The 20,946-nt window shown below is 29.3% G+C and carries 18 protein-coding genes; 14 read left to right on the top strand and 4 right to left on the bottom strand.

The features are described 5' to 3' along the window. Positions 1 to 67 precede the first annotated feature (67 nt). The 3 genes from G6N05_RS01945 (at position 68) to G6N05_RS01935 (ending at position 3,230) form a co-directional block, all read left to right on the top strand. Positions 68 to 1,843 carry a SulP family inorganic anion transporter gene (locus G6N05_RS01945; RefSeq protein ID WP_166124879.1) on the top strand — a complete coding sequence of 592 codons (1,776 nt, stop codon included), beginning with the start codon at positions 68 to 70 and terminating at the stop codon, positions 1,841 to 1,843. Between the two features lie 6 nt (positions 1,844 to 1,849). Then, the gene (locus G6N05_RS01940; protein ID WP_166124878.1) at positions 1,850 to 2,533 is read left to right on the top strand and encodes a carbonic anhydrase family protein; all 684 of its coding nucleotides are present in this window, start codon (positions 1,850 to 1,852) and stop codon (positions 2,531 to 2,533) included. Between the two features lie 61 nt (positions 2,534 to 2,594). Beyond that, positions 2,595 to 3,230: a carbonic anhydrase gene (locus G6N05_RS01935; RefSeq protein ID WP_166124877.1), complete on the top strand. Its 636-nt coding sequence runs from the start codon at positions 2,595 to 2,597 to the stop codon at positions 3,228 to 3,230. Positions 3,231 to 3,364: 134 nt separating this feature from the next. Here the strand turns inward: G6N05_RS01935 and G6N05_RS01930 are convergent, their stop codons facing one another. Then, positions 3,365 to 4,555 carry an LETM1-related biofilm-associated protein gene (locus tag G6N05_RS01930; protein WP_166124876.1) on the bottom strand — a complete coding sequence of 397 codons (1,191 nt, stop codon included), beginning with the start codon at positions 4,553 to 4,555 and terminating at the stop codon, positions 3,365 to 3,367. Next, positions 4,545 to 5,612: a DUF3810 domain-containing protein gene (locus tag G6N05_RS01925; RefSeq protein ID WP_166124875.1), complete on the bottom strand. Its 1,068-nt coding sequence runs from the start codon at positions 5,610 to 5,612 to the stop codon at positions 4,545 to 4,547. Before G6N05_RS01925 ends, G6N05_RS01930 begins: the two co-directional genes overlap by 11 nt. A gap of 73 nt (positions 5,613 to 5,685) precedes the next feature. Between G6N05_RS01925 and G6N05_RS01920 the strand changes: the two genes are divergently transcribed. The 11 genes from G6N05_RS01920 (at position 5,686) to G6N05_RS01870 (ending at position 17,325) form a co-directional block, all read left to right on the top strand. Then, positions 5,686 to 5,895 (top strand): hypothetical protein, encoded by a 210-nt coding sequence (locus G6N05_RS01920; RefSeq protein ID WP_166124874.1) that lies wholly within the window; start codon positions 5,686 to 5,688, stop codon positions 5,893 to 5,895. Further along, on the top strand, positions 5,895 to 6,191 hold the full coding sequence (locus G6N05_RS01915; protein ID WP_166124873.1) for a type II toxin-antitoxin system RelE/ParE family toxin: 297 nt from the start codon (positions 5,895 to 5,897) through the stop codon (positions 6,189 to 6,191). Before G6N05_RS01920 ends, G6N05_RS01915 begins: the two co-directional genes overlap by 1 nt. Positions 6,192 to 6,284: 93 nt before the next feature. Continuing rightward, the gene (locus tag G6N05_RS01910; protein WP_166124872.1) at positions 6,285 to 7,751 is read left to right on the top strand and encodes an aminoacyl-histidine dipeptidase; all 1,467 of its coding nucleotides are present in this window, start codon (positions 6,285 to 6,287) and stop codon (positions 7,749 to 7,751) included. Between the two features lie 215 nt (positions 7,752 to 7,966). Then, positions 7,967 to 8,926 carry a hypothetical protein gene (locus G6N05_RS01905; protein ID WP_205729725.1) on the top strand — a complete coding sequence of 320 codons (960 nt, stop codon included), beginning with the start codon at positions 7,967 to 7,969 and terminating at the stop codon, positions 8,924 to 8,926. Next, positions 8,886 to 11,135 carry a hypothetical protein gene (locus tag G6N05_RS01900; RefSeq protein WP_166124870.1) on the top strand — a complete coding sequence of 750 codons (2,250 nt, stop codon included), beginning with the start codon at positions 8,886 to 8,888 and terminating at the stop codon, positions 11,133 to 11,135. Before G6N05_RS01905 ends, G6N05_RS01900 begins: the two co-directional genes overlap by 41 nt. A 138-nt stretch (positions 11,136 to 11,273) precedes the next feature. Beyond that, positions 11,274 to 12,428 carry a helix-turn-helix domain-containing protein gene (locus G6N05_RS01895; RefSeq protein WP_166124869.1) on the top strand — a complete coding sequence of 385 codons (1,155 nt, stop codon included), beginning with the start codon at positions 11,274 to 11,276 and terminating at the stop codon, positions 12,426 to 12,428. A 138-nt stretch (positions 12,429 to 12,566) separates the two neighbouring features. Next, positions 12,567 to 14,033 carry a serine hydrolase domain-containing protein gene (locus tag G6N05_RS01890; protein WP_166124868.1) on the top strand — a complete coding sequence of 489 codons (1,467 nt, stop codon included), beginning with the start codon at positions 12,567 to 12,569 and terminating at the stop codon, positions 14,031 to 14,033. 35 nt (positions 14,034 to 14,068) lie between these two features. Next, positions 14,069 to 15,127: a serine hydrolase domain-containing protein gene (locus tag G6N05_RS01885; protein WP_166124867.1), complete on the top strand. Its 1,059-nt coding sequence runs from the start codon at positions 14,069 to 14,071 to the stop codon at positions 15,125 to 15,127. 121 nt (positions 15,128 to 15,248) lie between these two features. Further along, positions 15,249 to 15,593, top strand: coding sequence for an MliC family protein (locus tag G6N05_RS01880; protein ID WP_166124866.1), 345 nt, complete (start codon positions 15,249 to 15,251; stop codon positions 15,591 to 15,593). Positions 15,594 to 15,888: 295 nt separating this feature from the next. Further along, positions 15,889 to 16,407: a CbrC family protein gene (locus G6N05_RS01875; protein ID WP_166124865.1), complete on the top strand. Its 519-nt coding sequence runs from the start codon at positions 15,889 to 15,891 to the stop codon at positions 16,405 to 16,407. 159 nt (positions 16,408 to 16,566) lie between these two features. Continuing rightward, positions 16,567 to 17,325 (top strand): hypothetical protein, encoded by a 759-nt coding sequence (locus G6N05_RS01870; RefSeq protein ID WP_166124864.1) that lies wholly within the window; start codon positions 16,567 to 16,569, stop codon positions 17,323 to 17,325. Positions 17,326 to 17,995: 670 nt separating this feature from the next. On the opposite strand, the gene G6N05_RS01865 is transcribed toward G6N05_RS01870, so the two are convergent. Beyond that, positions 17,996 to 18,541 (bottom strand): PepSY-associated TM helix domain-containing protein, encoded by a 546-nt coding sequence (locus tag G6N05_RS01865; RefSeq protein ID WP_166124863.1) that lies wholly within the window; start codon positions 18,539 to 18,541, stop codon positions 17,996 to 17,998. A 94-nt stretch (positions 18,542 to 18,635) separates the two neighbouring features. Then, positions 18,636 to 20,834 (bottom strand): TonB-dependent siderophore receptor, encoded by a 2,199-nt coding sequence (locus tag G6N05_RS01860; protein ID WP_166124862.1) that lies wholly within the window; start codon positions 20,832 to 20,834, stop codon positions 18,636 to 18,638. Positions 20,835 to 20,946 lie beyond the last annotated feature (112 nt).

Below are 20,946 nucleotides of genomic sequence, written 5' to 3'. Positions count from 1 at the left end.
CATTTCGCTTTTTTACGTTTCCGAAGTATTTGGAACGATCGTTTATGTATTAAATTAATAAATTGGTATGTCAAAAAAAATCAATCTTTTTGCAAACCTTAAATCTGATTTTGCTTCAGGTTTAGTGGTTTTTCTAGTGGCTTTGCCATTGTGTCTCGGTATTGCTTTAGCAAGTGGAGCACCCTTATTTTCAGGTATTATTTCAGGTGTTATTGGCGGTATTATCGTTGGATATTTAAGTCAATCTCATTTAAGTGTTTCTGGTCCAGCAGCAGGTTTAACTGCAATTGTTTTAACTGCAATTACCGATTTAGGCTCGTTTAACGCCTTTCTTTTAGCTGTTTTAATTGCCGGATTAATTCAGTTAGCCCTTGGTTTTATAAAAGCCGGAACCATTTCAAACTATTTTCCAAACAATGTCATTGAAGGAATGTTAGCCGGAATTGGAGTTATTATTATTTTAAAACAAATTCCTCACGCCTTTGGCTATGATCCAGATTTTGAAGGTGATGAATCTTTTTTTCAACCTGATGGACAAAACACATTTTCAGAACTTTTTCAAGTATTTGACCACATTCAATTAGGTTCCATTATTATTGCTTTACTCTCATTGGCTATTTTAATTCTTTGGAATAAAATAGAAGTTTTAAAGAAAATAAAATTAATTCCACCCGCTTTAGTAGCTGTAATGGTTAGTATTTTATTAAATGAGTTTTTTATTCAATCGGGAAGTAATTTCGCTATTGCTAAAGAACATTTGGTAAGTTTACCCGTTCCAACCACATTGGAAGAGTTCAAAAATATTTTAGTTGCACCTGATTTCACTGCTATTTCCAATTCAAAAGTTTGGATTGTAGCCATAACAATTGCAGTAGTTGCCTCAATTGAAACCTTATTATGTATTGAAGCAGCCGATAGAATGGATGCTTTAAAAAGATACACCAATACTAATATCGAATTAAAAGCACAAGGAATTGGAAACATTGTAAGTGCCCTTTTAGGAGGTTTACCAATGACTTCAGTAGTAGTAAGAACGTCTGCAAATAATGCTGCTGGAGCAAAATCTAAAATGTCAACCATTATTCACGGATTGTTATTATTAATTAGTGTTTTGGCCATTCCAGCTGTCTTAAATAAAATTCCTTTGGCTACATTAGCTGCTGTTTTATTATTAGTAGGGTATAAATTGGCTGTTCCAAATATTAAACATTTTTCAAGCTATATGCCTTCTAGTATAAACCTACTAATAATATCTTTAGTAGCCATTAAAATTTCATATGACAATGCTCCGAACAAAATTATAATTGTCCTTTTTGCTATTCTATCACTAATAATTTTGGCATATTGTATTTATAAAGCTTATAAAGATGCTGAATTTAAAAAGCTATTAGCACGTAATCAATATATTTATTTTCCGTTTTTTGCAACAACATTAGCTGTAGTTTTTACCGATTTATTAAAAGGTGTTGCCTTAGGTATGATAATCAGTGTGATTTTTGTTTTGAAAGGAAATATGAAACGTGCCTATAATTTTAGAAAAGAAGAATATCAAGATGGCGACATCATTCATATCGATTTAGCGCAAGAAGTTTCTTTTTTAAATAAAGCTGCGATAAAAGAAACTATAGCTTCAATTCCTGAAAATTCAAAAGTCATTATAAATGCATCGGATACCGTTTATATCGCTCACGATGTGTTGGATTTGATTAAAGAATTCAAAAAAATTAGATCAAAAGAAGAAAATATTAAAGTTAAACTAATCGGTTTTAAAGAAGCCTACGAACTAGAAGATACTTCTGAAGAGGAAAAACACGTTTTTGTAGAACATAAATTAAAAAAATAAAACAACATGAAAACATTAAATAAAGAATTACAATCGTCTATATCACCAAGAAAAGCTTTAGAAATATTAAAAGAAGGAAACAATCGTTTTATTAATAATTTAAAAGCGCATAGAAATTTATTAGAGCAAGCCAACGAAACTAGAGATGGACAATGGCCATTTGCCACAATTTTAAGTTGTATTGATAGTAGAACTTCTGCAGAATTAATATTCGACCAAGGTTTAGGCGATGTTTTCTCTGTACGAATTGCAGGAAATATTGTAAATACAGATATTTTAGGAAGTATGGAATTTGCTTGCAAAGTAGCTGGTTCAAAACTAATTGTCGTACTTGGACACACAAAATGTGGTGCAGTAAAAGGTGCTTGTGACCATGTAGAAATGGGTAATTTAACAGAATTACTATCTAAAATTCAACCAGCAGTTTATCAAGAAAAAACTATTACAGAAAACAGAACTTCTAGCAACGCTACTTTTGTTGAAAATGTAGCTGAAATCAATGTAAAACGCAATGTTAAAAACATTATCGAGCGTAGTTTTGTCTTAGAACAAATGATTGAAAATGGAGAAATTGGAATCGTTGGAGCGATGCACAATATCGAAACAGGTGAAGTTAGTTTTTATAATGATGTTACTTTTATAAATGACGAACAAAATCCAAATTTTAGTATTAACGATTTAAAATATTAAAAATTAACACTCCAGTTAATTTCTTATATTTGAATAACCAAAAGGATTTTACCCAAAAAAAATGAGCGATTTTTATAAAAAAATATTAGAAAATAATAAAGAATGGGTAGAGCAACAATTAGCCGTTGACGAAAATTATTTTGAAGATTTATCAAAAGGACAAAACCCGCCTTTATTATGGATTGGATGCTCAGACAGTCGTGTTCCAGCCAATGAAATTATTGGGGCAAAACCTGGTGAAGTTTTTGTTCATAGAAATATCGCCAATTTAGTAGTTCATACAGATATTAATATGCTTAGTGTTTTAGATTATGCTGTGAATGCACTAAAAGTTAAGCATGTAATTGTTTGTGGACATTATGGTTGCGGTGGTGTAAAAGCCGCTATGGGAAATCAATCTATTGGAATAATTGATAACTGGATTAGAAACATAAAAGATGTTTACCGAGTGAACAAAGAGGAGTTAAATGAAATAGTCGATGAAGATAAAAAATTCAACAGAATGGTTGAGCTAAATGTTATCGAGCAAGTTTTCAATTTAGCCAAAACATCAATTGTTCAAAATGCTTGGAACATCAATCAAGAATTACATTTACACGGTTGGGTTTACGGATTAAATTCAGGTTATGTAACCGATTTAAATGTGAATTTTAGTTGTAATAAAGATTTAGATTCAATGTTTAAATTAAATTTTTAAAAAACTTTGCCACGAATTCTCGCATTATAAAACGAATTAAATATATAATTTGAATCGACTAAGTCGATAATTAATTCGAATAAATTTTCGATTTTAGTTAGTAAAAAAATTCGTGAATTCGTGGCTAAAAAAAACTAATCGTTTAAATTTTCATTAAACGCAGAAGGCAATAATTGAGGTATAAATTTTATCAAAATTGGTAATAACAAACCTCCACCTGGAAGTAAAAAAATAGTCAATGACGGTATCGATTTACAGATATCTAGTAGCTGTTTTTTTACTTTCTTTTTTTCCTCAAAACTCAAATCATGTTGGGTAGATTTTCGCAATAATTTCACCAATTCTTTACTTTCAGAAAGCTCCTTAATTAAACGTGTTTTATTCCTACTAACCAGCTTTCCAATATTATCCTGCGTGTTATTATAAAACTGTTTTACGGGATGATTTAAATTAAAAAATGGTAATTCTTTTTTATATTTGTTTATGAAATTAACCAATTCATAACCAGTATTTTGACTTATTTTATTTAAATTTAATTTTAAAGCAAAATCTTCTAAGAATATTTGTTCGTTATTGTACACAACACCATCGCTTAAAAGCGTCATATGCGCTACTTCATACAAGTATAAACTTTCTAAATTTGTTCTGTTTCCTTCAAAAATTAATTCAAGTATTTCTGCTTCATTTATCTTCGAAACTTTAGAATAACGCAACGAGTTTTCAAACATTTTTAACAACATCATATCGTATTCCGACTTATCAATTTTCACATTCAAGGAAAGCATAATTAAAGCCAAACATTTACGTTCTAAATCTTTAAAAAACTCTAAACTTATGGTGTCGTTTTTTAGGTAAAATTCAAAGGCCAAAACATCAATAAAGAGCATCGCATTCGTAACCATGTGTGTGAAGTTTTTGGTCACAATATTGTCATTGGTTTGCAAACGCTCATTGATAATACTTTCCAATTTTTGAAACGAATTCGCGTCTGGCAAAACCATTTTCATGAAACTGAATTTCCCTTTAGAAATTTGATTATAAAACTGAATAATTGTTTCTATAAATTCTTCTACATCTTTACCTTTTTGGACTTTATACAAAGCAATTAAGGTAGATAAAAAACCAACTTTAATCTTTTCTTCAGTATCCCATTTTTTATCATCAACCTCAGAATTTAAATGATAATTCACAACATAACCGTAAATTAATCCGGAATTCTGACAACCCACAAAAAATTCTTCTTCAGTTGCATAATGAGAAATTTCATTAGCATACTGATTGATATATTTTTCAATCCAGCCGTTAATTGATGGGTTAATTTGCATGAATTACATCGTGTATTAAATCGTAATTAATCAACAAGCCAACAAATTTACTATAACTTTCCATTCCGTCTTTTTGTTGGTTGAATTTTAAAAACTTGTCGTAAAAGTATTCAAAAAATGTATCAATCCACGAATGATACTGTTTCCAAAAGGTTTTATTTTCATTAAAATTTTCCAAAACACCTTTGTTTATGAATTTACGATACGATTTACTACTTCCTTCTTCAATCACTTCTAAATTATACAAACAATAATTCAAAGCAAAAGCATAAGCCGAATATTGAAAATAAACATCTTTATTACTCGAAGCCGCCATAAATCCAATGAAATTACATTCACTTTCCGAAGCAATTCCGGTTTGATGCGCCATTTCATGACAAATAGTTAACGGCGAAGTGTATTTTGGTTTCAAATAATTGACTTGCGCTTCATTGGTAAACGGATTCAAATAACCTCCAAATCCCATATAACTCAACGGCAAACTGTATAATGATGATTTTATGCTTTCATTTTTATATTTGATTTCAGTCAATTGATTCGAAAATAAATCATAACCATTTGGCGACATCTCATACATTTCTTGTTCTGAATAGTTGAACACTACTTTTTTAGTAGAATCTTTTTCAATTTGAAATTGTAATTCGTTCGTTTTTACGATTAGTTTTTCCGTTAAAGCGATTAATTGTGCTTTCGTATATTCTTTTTCAATTCCGATTTTCTCATGCAATGGAATTCGGTAATAATTGATTCCCCATAAAAAATGAAACAAGAAATATAAAATCGAAATGAAACTCAAAATGGTTAACCCGTTCGCTTTCCAATTTTTAAAAAATCCGATTCTGTTTTTATAAATCCATCTAAAAATGAAGAAAAACAATATCGTATAAAACAAATCGCCTACAGAAAAAGGAATCCAACCGAAAATAATTCGACTAATTTTAGAGAGGTACAAATACAATCCATTGCTATAAAAACGCTCTACCATTTCTGGAAAAAGCGCTAAAACTTTCATCAGTATAATTTGAACGAATAAAAATAAACTTAGCTTTTTTTTCATTTGCTAAAATTATTATAAATCGACTAATAAATAGTAATATTTTTTATAATTTTGTTGCATAGGCATTAATCTTATGACACAAGTTACTTTAAATATTCCCGATCAAGATTTAAACTTTTTTATGCAATTAATTGAAAAGTTTAATTATGATACTACTATTTCTGATTTCGAAATGACATCTGAAATAAAAAACATACTTGATACGCGACGAAAAAACTCAAATGAAGAAAATTACATTCCTTGGAGTGAAGTAAAATCAAAGATAATTTTCAATAAAAAATAATGAGTTATTCCGTTTTCTTTGAACCAAATGCTATTAATGATATTCAAGAAGCTGTTTCTTATTATGACTTAAAAAAAGAAGGTTTAGGAGAAGTTTTTTATAACTCTTTAGAAAACGCAATTGAAACCATAGTTATAAATCCAAACTTTCAAATTAGATATAAAGATTATATAGGTTTACCTTTGAAGAAATTTCCTTTTATTGTGTTTTATTACATTAAGGAAGAAAGCAAAAAAATTCACATTATTTCTATATTTAACACTTCTAAAAATCCAAATACATATTACGATTTATAAACAATGCTTAAATATTCAAAAAAAAACGAATTTTGAATGTTGAATAACGAATTTTGAACAATAAAAAATAACAACAAACAGAACAAAAATAAAATGAGTCAAGAAGTAAGAAATTTAGAACCAAAAGAGCTTTGGAACAAATTTGCCGATTTAAACGCTGTACCACGTCCGTCTAAAAAAGAAGAACGTGTAATTGCATTTATGATGGAATTTGGTCAGAAATTAGGATTTGAAACCATTAATGACGAAGTAGGAAACGTAATTATCAAAAAACCTGCTACTGCCGGAATGGAAAACCGTAAAACTATCGTAATGCAATCGCATTTAGATATGGTGCACCAAAAAAATAATGATACGGATTTCGATTTTGATACGCAAGGTATTGAAATGTATGTTGATGGAGACTGGGTTCGTGCAAAAGGAACCACTTTAGGAGCCGACAACGGTTTAGGAGTGGCGACTATTATGGCTATTTTAGAAAGTACCACAATTCCTCATCCTGCTATTGAAGCGTTATTTACAATTGACGAAGAAACAGGAATGACTGGTGCAATGGGCTTAAAAGGTGGTTTATTACAAGGTGAAATTTTATTAAATTTAGATACAGAAGAAGACGACGAAATTGATATCGGATGTGCTGGTGGTGTAGATGTAACAGCTGTTGCAGAATACGATGAAGAAGAAACTCCTGCTGATTCTGTAGGTTATACAATTACTGTAAAAGGTTTAAATGGTGGCCATTCAGGAATGGATATCGATAAAGGTTTAGGAAATGCTAACAAAATTATGAACCGTTTATTATTTAATGGTTTTGAAGATTTTGGCTTACAAATTTCAACCATCAATGGTGGAAGTTTACGTAATGCAATTCCAAGAGAAAGTGTTGCACAAGTTGCCATTGCTCCTATTTATGATGAAGCTTTTACTTTCGATATGCAAGAAATTGTAAACGAAATTAAAACAGAATTCAAAACTACAGAACCAAACTTAGAAATCGTGATTGAGAAATCGGCAACGACTCCAACTAAAGTGATGCCTCCAATGGCTCAGTTTTACATGGTTCGTTCTATTTATGCAGCACATAATGGCGTGTATAGAATGAGTGCTGATTTTGATAATTTAGTGGAAACTTCAAACAACATTGCGAAAGTTACGGTTGGAAACGGAAAATTACAAGTAGAAAATTTAACACGTTCTTCTGTAGAAACTTCAAAATTCGATTTAGCGAATGCGTTACGTTCTGCTTTTGAATTAATGGGTTGCGAAGTAACTTTTGGAGGTTCTTACCCAGGTTGGACACCAAACGCCAACTCGGAAATCTTAGATGTTTTAACTTCTATTTACGAAAAACAAAACGGAAGTAAACCTCACGTTGTGGCTTGTCACGCTGGATTAGAATGTGGAATCTTAGGAACAAATTACCCAGAAATGGATATGATTTCTTTCGGACCAACAATCAAAGGCGCACACAGTCCTGATGAAAGAGCGAATATCGCTTCAGCGCAAAAATACTGGAAATTTGTATTAGAGATTTTGGAAAACATTCCGGTTCGTAATTAAGATTTACGAATTTCGATTTACGAAGTAATTCATAATAAAAAACCTCGAGATTTTTTTTCTCGAGGTTTTTGTTTTTTCTTTAAAATCGGGCATAATTTTTGATTATTTTTATACAGAAATTTCAACTAATATTTTTTCTTCAAATGAAACCATTTTTTCTAGGAATACTTTTTTGTTCATTCCTTTTTTCCTGTAACAACCATAAAGTAAAACAAGTGGAACGCGCTTTTTATTATTGGAAGAGCAATGGTTATCAGTTTTCTCAATATGAAGATTCAATAACTGAAAGTTTGAAAGTGAATAAATTATATTTGAAATTTTTTGAAGTCGAACACGATGAAACTTTAGGCAACATACCTTTTTCTAAAACAGATCTTAGGATGTACAATAATCAAGCACAAAGAATTATTGTTCCAACAGTATATTTAAAAAACGAAATTTTTATAAAAAGTAGTAAAAGTGAATTAGACACATTAGCAGACAATATTCATTTTTTAATTCAAAAAAATTGTCGGGACAATTTCAAATTAGAAAAAAAAGTTACCGAATATCAAATGGATTGTGATTGGACCTTAAAATCGAAAGATAACTATTTCTATTTTTTAAAAGCTCTAAAAACAATTTCGAAAAAAGAAATAAGCTGTACTTTAAGACTTTATCCATACAAATACAGAACAAAAATGGGAATTCCTCCTGTTGATAAAGTAATGTTAATGTGCTATAATTTAATTAATCCGTTATCAAATAAAAACAAAAACTCCATTCTTGATTTAGAAGAATTTAAAAGTTATTTAACGGTAGAAGAAAAATACCCTATTCATTTAGATGTGGCATTACCAACTTATTCGTGGATGCATCTGTATAGAAATAATAATTTTTTAGAGATCTCGTATGCTAATTTAAATGATACAAAAAAAGTATTAAAACCAATAAAACCCATGTGGTACGAAGTTGTGAAAGACACAATAATTGGTGAATCTTATTTTAGAGTAGGTGATAAATTGAAAATTGAAGAAACCACTACAGAAAATATCCAAAGTGCTATACAACTTCTAAAAAAACATACTCCATTAGATTCAAAAATTACCGTGTCTTTATTTCATCTAGATGAACAACAATTAATAAATTACAACAATGAAGAAATTTCTAGTTTTTATAACGGTTTTATCGAGTAATTTTTTAATTGCTTGTGGGTTTTATCCTTATGGTGAAGAATTACGTTTCTCGTTTTTAAACCCTTCAATTTTTAATATTTATGACTTTGCTGAATTTAATTATTCTAGTAATTCTAATTATCCTGGAATAAAATATCCTACTAATTATATTTTTCCAAATAATCAGTTATGGATGAAATATTGTAAAAACAAAGTAGATAATATTTCAGTTAGTGATTTGATTGATGAAATGTCTTTAAAAGATATCCATTCGAAATCAACTAATAAAATGTTGAAATATTTATATCAAAATAAGGATTTAGAAGCCATAGCATATTTAAAATTTGCAAAAAGTTGCGAATATGGAAACACTTGGATTGATGATCCATGGGAAAGACATGAAGTAATTACTTTACCCAAAAGAATTAAGCAAGTAGAAAAGGCAATTGAGTTATCTAAAAAATGTAAATCGAAAGAAATTAAATTACGTTATGCTTTTTTAGCCATAAGAATGTCGTACTACAATCAAAATAATGTAAAAATAAAAACGATTTTTAAAGATAATTTTGAATTAACCAACGACAAAAATATAATTTATTATTGGAGTTTATATTTCCGAACATTGGCTGAAAAAGACAATTCGCTTCGTAATTTTTATGCGGCTCAAGTTTTTGCTCATGCTGTAGATAAAAGATTTATGGTACTTCAACAATATGATACAAATACTGCTATTGAAGAAGTCTTAAAACACGCCAAATCTAAAGAAGAAAAAGCCAACGTATATTTTATTGCTGGCGTTAAAAAACATGATAAAACCTTAGATTATTTAAAGAAAATTAACAAACTACAACCAAATCATAAAGGCCTAAATTTTTTATTATTACGTGAAATAAATAAAATTGAAGATTGGATTTTTACACCTTATTATTCTCTATTCCAACCTTCATTAGCAGTAGAAACTGCAGAAGATATTTCAACAAAAAGAGTATTCAATACTATTGAATATGATAGAAAATATGCTAAAGAATTACTAAACTTTATTCGTACTAAAAAACATCAAACTTCAGAAAATTTAGAACTTTGGAACACTTGTAAAGCTATAGTATTATTTGCTACTAAAGAGCATAAAAATAGTTTATTAGAAATTTCGAAACTAAAAAAAACAGTTACTAAAAACGAGGCATTAATCCATCAATTGGAAATATTTGAAGCATTAAACTTGGTAGCTGAACAAAAATACGATACCGCATTTATAACTAAAAGGTTAGAAACATTGCTTTTTAAGCATAAAGAAAATAAAAAATTAATCTTTGCTATTGGAAAAGAATTTGAGCTAAAAAACAATACCACTGAGGCAGCAATTTTATTTTCCACATTGAAAAATAATTATTCTGACAATTATGACAGCGTATATTGGAAGACAATAAAAAATAAAAAAAACACTTATTCAGATTATTATGAAAATTATTTTGATTATATAGATGCCATTTACACGCCTTATCAAACCAAAAAAATAATTGATGCGATTAAAACAAACTTAGTAAGTTCTAATAATTTTACAAATTGGAAATATGAAGCTATAAGAAAGGATTTATCTAATCTTTATGACTTAGTGGGAACAAAATATATTCGTCAGAACAAATTAATTAAGGCATTACCTTATTTTAAAAAAGCTAATGCCGATAAAGTAACATGTGATAATCCGTTTTATAAATTAGAATATACTCCTAGTTTTATTCAATTAAAAAAAGAAGTAAAATTTAATAAATACACCATAACTAAAGAATTGATAAAAAACATTAATAAAGCAAATCAGCCAACAGAAATAAACAAAGATTATTACTTTTTTATCATTGCGAATTGTTACTACAACATGACACAATATGGCAATTGCTCTATCATGAGAAGATATTACACGGTTAGTTATGGAAACGAAACTGTAATTGAAGATGAAAAAGAGTTTTTTGAAAATAATTTGGCTAAACAATATTATAAATTAGCGTTTAAACACGCTAAAACCAGAAAGTTTAAAGCACTTTGTTTGAAAATGATAGCAAGATGTGAAAAAAACAAAATTTTAAGTCAAAGAGAAGAATATGTATATGGAAATAAGTATGATTCCAATTTAAACAAATATTATTTAGATTTAAAAAATAATTATACTTCTCAATATGAAGAACTAGTATCAAACTGTGATAATTTTCCTGAATATTTCAACGCAAGAAGATAACTTTCAAACCTCGAGATTTCATTTTCTCGAGGTTTTTTTATGAAAATTTTATATATTTGATTCATATTACATCGTAACGCATATAATCAAGTGTTAACCATAATTATAAACCTTACTAACACCAAAAGAAAATAATAAATGGATAAATTTAATTTATTAGTTATTGTAACTGTAATCTCATTGTTCATTTCATTATTTCTTTCCTTTTTTCTGGTTACGGTTCAAACGAAACACAAATTAAGTAATTCTCTTTTTGCTTTTTTTCTGATCATAACCGCAATAGATTCTAGCACACCTTTGATTGAATTAGTCACTACAGGTCCATCAAATCTGGGAATTCTAAGAAGCACACTCGCTTTCTTGCAAATTCCTGCTTTTTATCTGTATGTAGTATCGGTTTGTTATTCAGATTTTAGGTTTAAACCCAAATACATCCTACATCTGCTTCCGTTTTTGATTGCAAATGTCATTATGTTACCGCGTTTTTATTTGGTTGATGCTGCTGCTAAAGTGAACTTTATTATAAATCGCAAGAGCATGATAGAACTACAATTCAATCATACTCTTATACATATTCAAATAGTTATATATTTTATTGCCGTCTTTATGATATTAAGAAAAGTAAAAAAACTATATCTTGAAAATTATGCAGGTGCCAATATTAATTCTTATAATTGGTTGTTTCAGTTTACAATCGTACTAACTATTTTATATTCGTGTACGATTGTAAAAAACATTTTCAAATTTTCTGATTATCCATATATTTCTGAATTAATAAAAATTGGCATCCAAGTATTTCTGCTATTTATTGTTTGTTGGTATTTATTTAAAGCCTTAAATAATCCTAGTTTATTTAGAAATATCGATTCAAAATTAAAATTGGTTGCTGATATTGTTTTAGAGGAAAATAAAAACGAAACACAAACTATCAGCGAAAAAGAGCATCAAGAAGATTTAGAGAAATTAAAAAAATATATGATTGAAGAAAAACCCTTTCTTAATCCTTCCTTAACCATTCAAGAGGTTTCTGCTGCTGTTGGAATTCCTGTTCGAAATTTATCAGTTTTAATTAATCATAAATTAGAACAACATTTTTACGATTTCGTAAATAGCTATCGTATTGAAAACGCAATGGAAACTTTAAAAGATAGCACAAAAAACAAGGTCACTATTTTAGAAATTCTGTACGATGTGGGTTTTAATTCCAAATCTTCTTTTAATACTGCATTTAAAAAACACACGGGTAATACGCCAACTTCTTATCGTAACAATTTACAAAACAACACTTTGTAATTACTCGTACTTTTCATTGTAACCACTCCTACTTATTTTTCAAAAGAAATGCGTTCGAATACTTGCATTCGGTCGCACAGCTCTTAGTTCTTTTTCAATTTTGTATCGAAATAAATTTTTAACTAAAAACTCGATACAATGAAAAAAACATTTTTATTCCTAATTCTTACAGGACTAATTTTAAGCTGTCAAACAAGTAAAAATGTAGCCTCTAAAAATAGAGATTTTACCTTTATTACAGATAGTTTAAATATTGACCAACAATTAGAAAAGTATAAACTTCCTGGATTCAGTCTTGTTGTTTTTGAAAATTATAAGATGGTCTATTCTAATCAATTTGGTGTAAAGTCTATAAATTCAAATGAAAAAATAGATGAAAACACTGCATTTTCCACAGCATCAATTTCAAAACCAATTACTGCGCTTCTTTGTTTTATTTTGGAAGAAAAAGGTTTAATTAATTTAGACAATCCAATAGACAATTATCTAAAACGTTGGCATTTGCCAAAAAGCAAGTTTACTGAAAACAATAGTCCAACTTGGAAACAATTTCTTAATCATACTGCTGGTACAAGTCAAGGTGGGTTTGCCGACTATTATGAAGGTGACACAATTCCAACAATAAAACAAAGTCTTTTAGGACAGATTCCGAGATACGATAAAGAAATTGAATTTTTATTTGCTCCAGGTACAAGTTTTGAATACAGCGGTGGTGGTTATGTAATTATTCAAATGGCATTGGAAGACACTTTGAATAAATCTATTGCAGCACTTGCAGAAGAACATATTTTCGCACCTCTTGGTTTAAAAAACACAACAATGATTCAGCCAAATGAAAATGGTTTTTTATCAAATGTAGCCTTGGTTCACGATGAAAATGAGAAAGTTATTAGAACAGGTTTACCAATAACACCACAAGTTGGAGCTTCTGGAATGTGGTCTACTCCTACTGATTTGGCAAAAATTTCAATTGAGATACAAAATGCTTTACGCAATAAAAACAACAAAGTGATTTCTCATAGCGTTGCAAAAAAAGTAACAGAAGTAACCGCTTTAAAAGATGCTGTTGGTGGCTGGAGTTATGGATGGCAAAAGTCTTTTGGGTATAACAATTATGATTGGTTTTCTTGTAATGGTTCCAATACTGGAGTTGGTGGTAACATTCTAGCTACGATGACTGATGGCAATGGCGTTGTATATCTTGCCAATGGTGAAAAACCGAATCGTTTTCCTGTGATGAATCAAACTCGAAATAAAATTCTGAAAGTGATGAACTGGAACAAAACATCTAATGATGACATACAAGAAATACCTACAAGTTTAAAAGAAAAGCTAATTGGTACTTATGATGATTTCCTTTATGGTCAAGGAATGGAAACCAAAATTGTAGAAAAAAATAATCGACTTTATATTGAATCGCCAATTTTAGAACATTTCAAAGGCAAGAATAATAATGAGTTGGTCTATCTAAAAAATGGATCATTCAAAATTATAGATTATCCTAACTTATTACAATTCGATTTTAGCAAAGGAAAACTAAATTTTGTAACCTTAACAAGAGGTGAATTAAGTACAAAAGTTCAAATCGTTAATAAAGAAAAATAACAAACATTTTAAAAACAAACTTAATATAAAAAACTATGAAAACTTCATTAAAATTATTAGCAGCACTAGTATTAATTAGCAACTTTTGTTTTGGACAAGACTTTTCTAAAAAGATAGATTCCATAATTAAAGACAATTATCAAAAAAATCCAAACATAGGAATTAGTGTAGGTTTTATCAAAGACAACGAAGAATACTATACTGCTTATGGCAATTTGAATAGTGAAACTCCAATTGAAATTAATAAAAACTCTATTTTTGAAATAGCCTCTATCACTAAAATTTTGACTTCAAATTTAATCGCACAAGCTGTAATTGAAAATAAAATAAAATTGGAAGATTGTATCGATAAGTATCTTCCAAAAGGATATATTTTACATAAAAATCTAAAGAATAAAATAAAAATTTCCGATTTATGCTCGCATCAATCTGGTTTACCAGATATTGATTTTGGTAAACTAATAGAATTAGACTCTCAACAACCGGTAAATAGTGTAACTGAAAACACCTTAACCAGTTTGGTTAATAATTGTACCGAACTAACGGATTATGGTAAATTTCGTTATTCTACTATAGGATATACCTTACTTGGACAAATTTTAGAAAAAGTATATGATAAAACTTACGACGAAATTATTAGAAATAAAATAATAGAACCCTTACAATTGACAAATACATTTACTAAAGATTTTAATGTAAAGAACATAACCACAGGTCATAATCCGAATGGTGGCATTCAGGAATTTTTCAAATGGAATTGTACTGCATCGGCTGGATTAATTAAATCTAGTGCTTCAGATATGATTACCTATTTAAAAGCTGTTTTGAATACAAAAACCCAAATAGCTAAAGCAGCTATACTTACCGAAAAAATATTTTATAAAGATGAAAAAAGAGAAATAGGATTGGGTTTTAATATCTCTACAGATGAAAAAAACACGATTTATTTAAAATCAGGTGATTCTATGGGACAATGTTCTATTTTATGTTATAACAGAGATAAAAATTGGGGAATCATTATACTTTTAACGGAAAGAAACTCAAAAATGAGACAAGATTTATTGAATAAAATTTATGATGAAATTTTGAAATAAATAAAATTGTTAGATTCTTTAAAAGCATTTCCTAAATATTAAAAAATTCATAAGACTATAAAATTCGGGCATACTTTTTGATAATTTGGGTTCAAATTATTCATTCTAAAATTATAAAACTATGAAAAATAAAATCTTAACGCTCGTTATGCTTTCAAGTTTGTTTTTAATCTCTTGTAAAGAAAGTCAAAAACAAGAAACAATTGGTGAAACCACTGAAAAAGCAGAAAAAACTGCAGATAATGTAGTTACAAATACCACAACAGACAAAGAAGGAAATAAATTAGAAATGTCATTTAACAATACTAAAGATATTGCAACTCTATATTTTAAAGGCGATACAATTGAATTAGCGGGACAAAAACCAGCTTCAGGAATATGGTACAAAAACGACAAATATGAATTACGAGGAAAAGGAGAAAATGTAGCACTTACAAAAAACGGAAAAACACTTTTCAAAAATTAATAAGCTCTATTAAAACACAAAACGATAAACACCTTCTCAATTTAAAATGAGAAGGTGTTTTTTTTGTAGCAACTCTTCCTTTTAAGAATTGAAATTATAAACCTGTAGCATTTTAAAAATAAAATAAAATTGCTACAGGTTTCAAGGAAAGAAATTAATATATTTGAAAAACGCTATATAATATAAACTTGGATGAATATGAGATATAAAGTAGCGTGTATATACGAGTTGGTGGCAATATTACCTGAAAATCGCAGAATCGAAGCAAAATAAAACTAAACTTAAAAAAATATTTATGGAGTTACCAAAATTTGAATTTAGTCCAAACGCATACGAACTTGATGTTTTTGAAAAAGAAGACGGAATTTGTTCTTGTTGTAACGAAAATAGAAACTTAAAATATACCGGCTCATTTTACAGCGAAGAAGAACCTGATTATATCTGTGCTTGGTGTATAGAAAACGGAAAAGCGGCAGAAATGTTTGAAGGAGAATTTAACGATTATGCAGGAATTGAAAATTCTGAAAATATTGCTGAGGAATTATTACTAAAAATTAGCGAAAGAACTCCAAGTTATATAAGTTGGCAACAAGAAGTTTGGCTTTCACATTGTAATCAACCTTGTAAATTATTAAGTTATGCAGACGCTAAAACAATTGAACCGTTGTTAGACGAATTAAATGACGATATTGAAAACAATGGATACGAACCAGAAATAATAAAAGAGCACTTATCAAAAGAAGGAAGTTTAGTTGGTTATTTATTTCAGTGTGTGAATTGCGGACAACACAGATTACACGTTGATTGCGACTAATAAATACTGCCACCAACAGGCATTTGGCAAGATTGCGAATTTTGAAGTAAATTCACGTTTATTTCTCGCAAGAAATTTTATCTTTAACAGAAAATAATCGGTTACGAAGTTCGCAACCTCGCCAAGCGCCGGAACGTAGTGGCTATTTTAAAAGAGACCGTGAAAAATACAATTTACATACTAACAATTACAATTGGACTTTTAAGTTGTAATAATCATCCGAAACAGGTTGAGGAGTCACCTATTGCTAAAACAGAAATCATAAACTCAAAAGTTGACAATTCAAAATATTACACAAAAAAAGATACTATTTTAATTATAACTGAAATTGGCGACACTCTAAAATTTGCAAAAGCTGAATTCAATAACATTGTTGATAAACACACCGAATTTTTCAAAGAATATCCAGTCAATCCAGACCAAGCATATTTCAATGACAATGACAAAGAAGAATTTGGGAGTGAAGTTGGACAAGACAATTATTATGTTTTGTATGCTTACTTTCTCAAACAAAAAAATGGAGTTAAAGAATTTGCTCCACAACGACAAAAACTTATAGATATTTACTCAAACATCAATTCATTATTTGAGCACTTTGAATATGGCGGAACATACTTTGGACATCAAAGCAGTCGAATTTTAGGTTATGCAGAATATTCAATTTACTTGTTACCGAAAACCACTAATGAAGTTTCCAAAACGTACGACATTACAAAGCAAAAAGAACTATACATAAAATCATTGCGACAACTAATTGAAGACGAAAGTAAAATTGACTTCAATACATTAGGACAAGAAAAGATTGAACGAACAAAAAAACTAATTCAAATAGTTGACGAACTTGGCAATCTAATTATAGACAATTTTTATTTAAGACGAGCACAAGAATTTCAATATAGACACTACGAATATTATTAACAGAAGGAAAACAGCCACCTCAAGCCGTTTCTCGCAATTGCAATTTTTGTGGTAAATTAACGTTTATTTCTAGCAAGAAATTTTATGTTTTTTAGAAAATAATCAGTTCCGAAGATCACCAAGTCACAAACGTTAGGCTTTTAATTTCACGAACCATGTATTAACAGACATTCGTATTATAAAAGTCAAATAAAGGTTCTAAAAACGTTCCGACAAACTCTAAAAACGTCTCGACAAAGTCTAAAAACACTCCGACAACTTATAAAAACGTTCCGACAAAGTCTAAAAACACTCCGACAACTTCTAAAAACGTTCCGACAACATCTAAAAACACTCCGACAACTTCTAAAAACGTTCCGACAACATCTAAAAACGCATCGGGAAGTTCTAAAAACGTATCGGGAAGTTCTAAAAACGCATCGGGAAGTTCTAAAAACGTATCGGGAAGTTCTAAAAACGTATCGGGAACTTCTAAAAACGCATCGGGAACTTGATAATACGAATTAGAAAATAATCGTTTACCAAGCCACTACTGCACCAAAGCAGAACATTAATACAATTCAAAAAATGAATTATGACAACTTATCTGTTCAAGAAAAAACAACATAAAACAAAAAACACCATCTCATTTTAAAACGAGATGGTGTTTTTATATAACTAACTTTAAAATTTATCCAACAAAAATTAAAACAAGTAACGGAATAATTATTCCTGCTAATGCTAATTTCCAACCTCTACGAGCGAAAGTATTTTTACCATGTGTTATCATGATAACGCCAGTAAATGCAATTGCAATTAATGAAATTCCGAAAATATCTGAATAATAAATCCACCAGTTAGAAGTGCTTTTGTGCAACTTCATAGTCTGACTAATAATTGGCGTTTTGTTAAAGGCAACAATTTCACCTTTTCCCGTTTCCATATCGATTTCTACATCGTGTTTTTCAAAAGAGATTTTAAACGTTCCTTTCTTCACATTATGACGACGTATTTTATCATCAATACCCAATTCTTTACCAAGATTTTCCGCATATTCTTCCGTAATTTGACTTTCTTCAGGAAGTTTAACAGTTATGCTTTTCGTCTCCGTTGTATATTTTTCTGGATGCCAATGTTCTCTATGATTCATTAAAATTCCTGAAAAAGCAAATGAAATAATTAAACCTACATAAAAATAACCTAAATCCCTGTGAATGTTTCTTTTATTAAATTGCATAGGTAAATAATTAATGTTTTTGATTAAATAAAAGGAACATATAAATTAATTATGTTCCTTTTATTACTGAACTAATTGTATTAAACTAACTTTATTAAAACTTGTATGAAACAGAAGTTGAAATCATTCTTGGTGCAATTGGAGTAACTGTATTGTCATCGTAAACATAATAACTAGTTACGTTTCCTAAATTAGATAATTTTGCTCTAATAGATAATGATTTTATAGTGTAACCAACAGATGCATCAAATTGTAAAAACCCGTTAACCGGTATTGGTTTTCTATCTTTTTCTGCTTGCGTTACAGCATTATTTGGTCTTAATCTTCCACCATAAATTTTACCAAAGTAAGAAGAGATAATTCCTAATTCTAATCCTTTTAATTTTGTGTTTGCAAAAGTATAAAACACACTTGTATTAGCTGTGTTTTTTGGAGTAAAACGCAGTTGTGTACCTTTATTATAAATATTACTTCTTGTGTATTTCGTTTCGTTAAAACTGTAACCAGCCAATACTTTAAAATTATTTAAATTTGCTGTAATATCTAATTCTACACCTTTACTTGTATAGGCACCAGCTAGTTCTTTAATATTTGTATTTGTATTAGCATTAGAAAAATCAGTTTGCGCTAAATTACTATAATCGATAACGTAACCTGTAACATTAGCCGATAAATGACCTTTAAGCAATTCGTTTTTCACCCCTACTTCATACTGATTAATCGTTGAAGTTGGTAAAGCGTTTAAATACTTATCAGTACCTGTATTTAATACAAATGAATCAGAATAACTTGCGAAAATTGAGTTTGTTTTTGTTGGCTGAAACACAATTCCTAATTTAGATGAAATTACATTATCATTTGTTAAAGTTGGAACAGGTGCAACGGTTGAATATGAAAATGTGTTTGTTTCATTTTCTAAATAACTATAACGTAAACCTGCTAAAACTTTTAATTTACTTGTTAATTCTACTAAATCTTGTACATAAAAACCGGCACGTTTAATTTGAGCATCGGCAGTTGTGTTTTTTTCCATTTCTGGCACAATTGTATTTACATAAGGTGCTAATTTAGTTACTACGCTTGGGTTAAAAATATTAATTTTATCGTATTTTGTTATGTTTTTATAATTTAAAGTATTAGTACTACTTCTATCCGCATCTACACCTAAAAGTAAAGTATGCTTAATATTTCCTGTATTAAAATTACCGGTTAAATCAATTTCTGCCAAAGCATAATCCTGACTTGTTTGTACTTGTTGCACACCACGTGTCCAATCCCCATTTGCAGCAACTAAATTTGTACTGTTTGGTCGTAAACTCGATAATAAATGAGTATCATAACCTTGGTAAGATAAAATTCCTTTTACTTGCCAAGCACTATTTATTTGATGTGTTAATGTTGAAGTTACACTTTCTTGTTTACTATTAAATTTTGCCCAATCGAAATTTAAAAACGTATTTCGTGGTAAATTAACTATATTATAATCTATTGTAGTAATACCAAAATCTGGAGTTCTAGAGTCTTTTAAGTAATCACCTTCGACTAATAAAGTAGTTTTGTTTGATAAATGGAAAAGAAAAGACGGGTTAATATAAAAACGTTCACTATTCACAACATCTCTAAAACTATTTCCTTTTTCGTAACTTGTAATAACTCGGTAAGCTGCTGTGTTACTTTCATTCACACTTCCGTAAACATCAATTGTAGGTTTAAAAAAATCATATTCTGATACTCTAAAACTTACTTCACCACCTTGTTGAAACTTAGGTTTTTTAGTTAATAAATTTAAAATTCCTCCTGGCGATACATTTCCGAACAATAAGGCAGAACTCCCTTTTAAAATTTCAATACTTTCTAATGAAGCCGATTCTGGAAGTAAAGAACCATTAAATCTAACGCCATTTTTAAATGTATTACCACCTCCAAATGTAAATCCTCGTGAACCGAATTCTTCTTGATTGTTTCCAGAGGCTGTACTATTTCCAGAAACATAAATTCCATTTGCGTTTTTTATAGCATCAGACAAACGTAATACTTGTTGTTGATCTATTGTTGCTCTGTCGATAACTGCAGTTGCTTGTGGTAAATCTAAAGCTTTGATTGATGATTTTCCTACTTTAACGGCTTGTTTTTGTAATTTAGAAATAACTACAACTTCTTCAATAACCTGCCCTCTCTTTTTAACAGTATCATTTTCAATCTCTAATGCGACATCATTTTTTGAACTTTCAGTTTGTCCAAAAGAAAAACTTGCATTTGCTAACACGGCTAGTAAAACTATATATTTTTTCATTTTTATTTAGAATAATTTAAAATAACAGTGCAAATGTAAAAAGCAAAAATGAAAAAAACAAGTTTATTTAGAATAAATAAAAACAATATTAGTAAGTATCAGAGTATCAAAT

This window comes from Flavobacterium bernardetii (assembly GCF_011305415.1).
Taxonomy (GTDB): Bacteria; Bacteroidota; Bacteroidia; order Flavobacteriales; family Flavobacteriaceae; genus Flavobacterium; species Flavobacterium bernardetii.
This window is presented reverse-complemented; position numbering and strand designations above follow the sequence as displayed.